Here is a 6,269-nt window from a genome sequence, read left to right as displayed (position 1 = left end):
CCGGACCCGCCCGGCCGGGTACCCGCACCACCGGTGTTCGCCCACGTCGACCCCAGGTCCGTGCCCGTGGCGGCCTGCGGCTCTGTCCTGTCTCGCCGAGGAAACCCGGCCCAGGCCGCTTGCTCCAGACAGTGCGGGGGCGTGGTTTGTTGCCTGTCACGCAGCGGGCGTGTCGGTGCCGCGCAGGATGTAGAGATCGTCGCCGAAGACGGCGGTGATCTGGATCTGGCCGCCGAGGGCCTGGACGTAGCGGGCGATGACGTCGACGGTGGAGACGTCGCCGCGTTCGATCTGGGAGACCCGGCTCTTGCTGACACCCATGTGCTCGGCGACCTCGGTCTGGGTCAGGCCGAGGAGCCTGCGGCGTTCAGCGAGGCGGTGGCCGTCGATGTAGGCCTGGTTGCGCCTGCGGGCCTCGGTCAGGGTCTCCTCGGCGTCGGCGATCAGATCGGCGCGGACGTCGTTCCACCGGGGGAATCTGGTCATGAGCTGCCCTCCTCGGCTTCCCGTTCCTTCATGTACTCGGCGTACAGCGTCTCCGCGCGTGGGATCGCCGTGCGGTACCAGCCGGACCAGTCGCCCGACTTGTCCCCACCGACCAGCAGGATGGCGCAGCGCCAGGGATCGAAGACGAACAGGACGCGGATCTCCGAGGTGCCCGCGGAAGCTGGCCTGAGCTCCTTGAGATTGTGGATCTCCGAGCCGACCAGGCGGTCGACCAGTGGTCGGCCCAGGCTTGGCCCGGCATCGGCCAGCCGATCGATCGCGTCGACGACGAGCGCCCTGGACCTCGGATCGAGCTCGTTGACCCAGGCCAGGAACTCGTTCGTCACGCGGACTTCCCATTCGTCCACAGACAGAGTTTAGCAAATTCTCGACCTCGGACGTGGGAGCGGCGGCGCCGGGCTCGCTGTCTTCTACGTGGCCGGCCGTGGTGTCTCGACCTCGCGGACACGTAGCGTGGCCACGTCGCGTACCCGAGTTTCGGTGAAATCTGCGAGCAGAAGTAGCGCGAACCCTGTGCGAGATGTCGACGGTAAGTTACTGGTCGGGCGCGCAACGTTGCCGAGTGGGTTTGCGGCTACCCGCGACCACGGCGGCCCGTCCGCCCCCGCCTCCAGCGACGCGGTGATCAGCACTACCACGCATGGTGTCCGCGTAGCGCCGTGGTGCCTCGGCGCGAAGCCGAGCCAGACCGGAGCGGGATGCAGCCCGACAGGGCCATCCCGTCCTGATGCCTCCCGGGATGCGCCCTTCGCGGGACTGTCGGTCCCGGCCTCTAGGATCGGGGCGTGAGTGATCCTGACAAGGCCCAGCTGACCGAGGCGGAGATCCGGACCCGGTACATCACGCCTGCCCTGACCGCGGCCGGCTGGCCCGTCACCTCATTCCGCGAGGAATTCTACTACTTCTCTGCCGGCCGCATACAGGTCGTGGGCAAGAAAGGCGTGCGCAAGCAGCCCAAGAAGGTCGACTACCTTCTGGAGTGGCGGCCCAACCTCCCCATCGCCTTGGTCGAGGCCAAGGACAACAACCACGAGCCCGGCGACGGGATGCAGCAGGCGATCGAGTACGCCGAGCATCTCGACGTCCCGTCCGTGTTCACAAGCAATGGCGACTCTTTCGTCTGGCACGACCGTACAGGCAACCGCCCAGACGTCGAAGTTGAGATTCCGCTCGACGCCTTCCCATCGCCGGACGAGCTCTACAAGATCTACAAGGAATGGAAGGGCATCACGGAGGCGGAGGAGCCCATCGTCTCCAGCTCCTTCCACGACGACGGATCAGGCCGTCGGCCTCGGTACTACCAGCGCATCGCCGTCAACCGGACGATGGAGGCGATCGCGAAGGGCCAACGGCGGCTGCTGCTCGTCATGGCGACCGGGACGGGCAAGACCTACACCGCAGCCCAGATCATCTGGCGGTTCATGGAGTCCTTCCGGGCGATCAATCCGGGCAAGGGCCAGGCCCGAGTACTCTTCCTGGCCGACCGCAACATCCTCATCGACCAGACCATGATGAACGACTTCGCCATGTTCAAGGGGCGCATGGCCAAGCTCAGTACGTCGCGCGGCACTATCACGAGGGTTGCGAACCCGGATGACCCAGAGGGCGCCGGCGTCAAGACCATCGACAAGAGCTTCGAGTTGTACCTCTCGCTCTACCAGGCGGTGAGCGGTACCGAGGACATCGACAACGTCTACAAGCAGTTTTCGCCTGACTTCTTCGACCTCGTGATCGTCGATGAGTGCCACCGCGGCAGCGCCCGGGAAGACAGTGCCTGGCGTGGCATCCTGGAGTACTTCGGCTCTGCCGTCCAGCTCGGCATGACGGCCACGCCCAAGGAGACGAAGACAGTCAGCAACATCGACTACTTCGGCGAGGCGCTTTACACCTACCCGCTGAAGCAGGGCATCGACGACGGCTTCCTCGCTCCCTACAAGGTCATCCGCACGGCGCTCGACATCGACACCTTCGGTTGGCGGCCCACCGAAGGGCAGCTTGACGACGCTGGCAAGGTAATCCCGGACCGGCACTATACCGGCGACGAAATCGACGACTCCATCATCTTTCCGGAGCGCGACCGACGAGTCGCTCAACGGATCACTGAGTATCTGAAGAACGCTGGCTCTTACACGAAGACAATCGTCTTCTGCGAGGACATCCCGCACGCCAACCGGATGCGTCGGGCGCTTGCGAACCTGAACGCCGACGAGGTGCGCAAGGACTCGCGCTACGTTATGCAGATCACGGGCGATGACCAGCAGGGCAAGCAGGAGTTGGACAATTTCATCGACCCGGAGATGCCGTATCCGGTCATCGCGACCACCTCAAAGCTGCTTGCCACCGGCGTCGACGCCCAGACCTGCAAGCTGATCGTGCTCAACAGCAAGGTCGAGAGCATGACTGACTTCAAGCAGATGATCGGCCGCGGCACCCGTGTGCGAACGGACTACGACAAGTGGTTCTTCGTGATTATGGACTTCAAGAACGTCACGAGACTCTTCGCTGACGAGGCCTTTGACGGCGACCCGGTCAAGGTGTACGAATTGCCGCCGGATGGCGATATGGACGATGCCGTGGAAAACCTGGACGATGTCGATGAAACCGAGGGCGGCGGCGAGGACGAGGACGCACCGGACCATTGGGTGGAGCGGCCGGGCGCCCGTAAGGCCCGGCGCAGGCGGATCGTGGTCAGTGGGCAGCAGGTGACGATCATTGGCGAGCAGGTGCAGATGCTGGGCGCAGACGGCAAGCCGCTCACGTCCAGCCTCAAGGGGTTCGTTCGTCAGAACCTCACGGCGCGCTATCCCACGGCCGAAGCTTTCCACTCTGCTTGGCTCGCGTCCCCCGAGCGGTCGGCCCTGCTGGACGAACTCGCTGAGGCGGGCGCGCCACTCGAAGATCTCGCGGAGCAGTACGGCGAGGACCTCGACCCGTTCGACGCGGCACTTGACGTCTGTTTCGACCGTTCCCCGCGTCGGCGGCAGGACCGGGCCGATGCCGTGCGTTCCAGCGGATACCTGGACAAGTACCAGGGACGGATGCGCTCGGTGTTGGAGGGGATTCTCGAAAAGTATGTAGAGTCGGGCGTGCGCTCGATCGAGGACATTGGGGTGCTGCAGGTAGAGCCATTGCGCTCTATCGGTAGACCAATTGAAATCATTCGGCCTTTCGGGACTCGGGAAGCCTACCTCAAGGCCGTCCGTGACCTTGAGCAGCAGTTGTACCAGGAGGCGCTGTGATCTCTTCCACGCTCATCAAGTCCATCCAGGACATCATGCGGCAAGACCAGGGCGTGGACGGTGACGCGCAGCGGCTTAGCCAGCTCGTGTGGATGATCTTCCTGAAGATCCTCGATGACACGGAGCAGGAACTAGAGCTGATGACCGACGGCTACGTGCCGGCGATCCCAGCAAGGTACCAGTGGCGGACCTGGGCCGGCGACGACGAGGGCCTCACGGGCGACGACCTCAACGACTTCGTCAACAACGACCTGTTCCCGGCGCTGCGCAAGTTGTCTGGCGCCCGCAGTCCTCGGACGCTGATCGTGCGGGAGGCCTTCGAGGACTCGTACAACTACATGAAGAGCGGCACGCTGCTGCGTCAGGTCATCAACAAAATTAACTCGATCGACTTCACCGTGCGGGCCGACCGCCATCAGTTCAACGAGCTCTACGAGAAGCTACTGAAGGATCTTCAGAGTGCGGGCAACGCTGGTGAATACTACACACCCAGGGCGCTGACCCAATTCATCGTCGAGATGGTGAACCCCCAGCTGGGCGAAACGGTGCTGGACCCAGCCTGCGGGACAGGCGGCTTCCTCGCGAACACCATTGACCACCTGCGCGGTCAGGTGAAGACACCCGCCGATGAGGCGCTGCTCCAGGCCTCGCTGCGTGGCGTCGAGAAGAAGCAGCTGCCACACCTCCTGTGCCTGACAAATATGATCTTGCACGGGATTGACGCGCCGACTGACATCCGCCGCGCCAACACGTTGATACGGCCCCTCCGTGACTATGGCCCTGCGGACCGCGTGGACGTCATCGTCACGAACCCTCCGTTCGGCGGCATCGAAGAACCGGGCGTGGAGCAGAACTTCCCTCAGAAGTTCCGCACCCGTGAGACCGCAGACCTGTTCTTGGTCCTCATCATGCGGATGTTGAAATCGGGGGGCAGGGCCGGCGTTGTACTTCCAGATGGGACCCTGTTCGGTGAGAGGGGCGTAAAGACTCGAATCAAGGAGCAGTTGCTGGAGGAGTGCAACCTCCACACGATCGTGAGGCTGCCAAATTCGGTCTTCGCGCCCTACACAACGATCGCCACGAATCTGTTGTTCTTCATCAAGGGTGAACCCACGACGGATGTTTGGTACTACGAACATACGCTTCCCCCGAGCGTCAAGGCCTATAACAAGACGCGACCGATCCAGGTCGAGGAGTTTGACGACCTTCGCGAATGGTGGGACAACAGGGTCGAGAATGACCATGCATGGCGTGTGCCGCTGTCGGAGCTCAAGGACCGCGGTTACGACCTCGATCTCCACCATCCCGCACGTCGACGAGCAGAGGTGGTGTCGGCTTCGTCCTTGTTGGCCGAGTTCCGCACGAGGGAGAAGGTCATAGATGAGGCCTCCGAGAACCTCGGAAAGCTGCTGCGAGAGAGCACGGTCGGCGCGGAGGATAGCAACGAGCGGCTCGTGGCCGAGAACCTTCCGGAATTTACGCGGATCGCGGGTGGTGTAGACTTCGCTTGGAAGACTATGATCTCGGCGGCCCTGCGCGGACGCACCAGTCATACCCCCGCCTTGTCACCCGTAGATTTTTCGGACTACGGAATCCCCGTTGTCGATGAATCGCCCTGGAGTCTTCCCGATACTTGGCGATGGATCCGAATTGGGCACCTGTCCGACAGTGTTCTTGGAAAGATGCTGGACAAGGTGAAAAATAAGGGCGACTATCATCCGTATCTTCGCAACACGAATGTCCGCTGGTTCGACTTCGAGCTCAGCGACCTGAAGGAGATGCGATTCGAGGAGCGAGAGTTCGACCGCTACGGGCTGCTGCCGGGTGATGTCGTGGTCTGTGAGGGTGGCGAACCAGGCCGGGCGGCGGTTTGGAAGCATGACGGGCTGGACATGCGGATCCAGAAGGCCCTGCACCGCGTCCGCTGCGGCCCGTTTTTGCGGCCAGAGTGGCTGGTCTATGCGCTGCGCGGATTTGCTGACGATGGCACGTTGAAGCCATTTTTCACCGGAATTGGAATCCAGCATCTGACTGGAGCCTCGCTCAAGAAGGTTCCGATCCCGTTGCCGCCACTCGAAGAGCAAGATCAGATTCTGTCTATACTTGACACGGTTCACCGTGGAGTTATCGAGCTGAATTCCGCACTCGAATCGCAAGTCAGGTTGGAATAGCTTCTCAAGCGGATCCAGCACCTCCCAAGAGGTGTGCGCTTCGTCAGGCTTCCAATGCAGAAAGCCGATGGTGGATGGTGCCGGATGTTAGAGCATTGGTCGTACCTGCTGAACGTACTCCATCTGCCTCACCGCCGCCGTGAGCTTGCGGCTGTCGTTGGGCCAGTCGCGGGGTGGGCGGTCGTCCCGGATCCAGCGTAGGACCTCAAGCTGGCGCTCGCTGGGCTGCGTCGGACGCGGCATCCGGGCCTCTCGGTGCTCTTGGTGCGGGGCGCGGGATGGGGTGGGCAAGGACTCCAGACAATCATGGCCGGCTTGGACTACTCGGCCTCGTGCGGGTGGCCCTGCGGCC

The 6,269-nt window shown here is 62.8% G+C and carries 4 protein-coding genes; 2 read left to right on the top strand and 2 right to left on the bottom strand.

The window, feature by feature from the left end; translation table 11 throughout:
• Positions 1–156: 156 nt before the first annotated feature.
• Together AC08OO_RS22010 and AC08OO_RS22005 are read right to left on the bottom strand one after the other, a co-directional pair.
• Positions 157–486: a helix-turn-helix domain-containing protein gene (locus AC08OO_RS22010; RefSeq protein WP_011437269.1), complete on the bottom strand. Its 330-nt coding sequence runs from the start codon at positions 484–486 to the stop codon at positions 157–159.
• A complete protein-coding gene (locus AC08OO_RS22005) occupies positions 483–833 on the bottom strand; it encodes a type II toxin-antitoxin system RelE/ParE family toxin (protein ID WP_011437268.1) in 351 nt (116 codons plus the stop codon). Before AC08OO_RS22005 ends, AC08OO_RS22010 begins: the two co-directional genes overlap by 4 nt.
• Positions 834–1,292: 459 nt before the next feature.
• On the opposite strand from AC08OO_RS22005, the gene hsdR reads away from it, so the two are divergent.
• Together hsdR and AC08OO_RS21995 are read left to right on the top strand one after the other, a co-directional pair.
• The gene (hsdR, locus tag AC08OO_RS22000) at positions 1,293–3,746 is read left to right on the top strand and encodes an EcoAI/FtnUII family type I restriction enzme subunit R (RefSeq protein WP_476619012.1); all 2,454 of its coding nucleotides are present in this window, start codon (positions 1,293–1,295) and stop codon (positions 3,744–3,746) included.
• Positions 3,743–5,917 (top strand): N-6 DNA methylase, encoded by a 2,175-nt coding sequence (locus AC08OO_RS21995; RefSeq protein ID WP_476611595.1) that lies wholly within the window; start codon positions 3,743–3,745, stop codon positions 5,915–5,917. The genes hsdR and AC08OO_RS21995 overlap by 4 nt, the downstream gene beginning before the upstream one ends.
• Positions 5,918–6,269: the final 352 nt, after the last annotated feature.

It is taken from the genome of Frankia sp. CeCAU1 (assembly GCF_977971845.1).
The sequence above is the reverse complement of the archived record's forward strand: the minus strand, read 5'-3'. Positions and strand labels throughout refer to the sequence as shown.

Bases quoted from the DNA above. Each gene is read 5' to 3' on its own strand.
- AC08OO_RS22010 (WP_011437269.1), bottom strand. From the start codon at position 486: ATGACCAGATTCCCCCGGTGGAACGACGTCCGCGCCGATCTGATCGCC.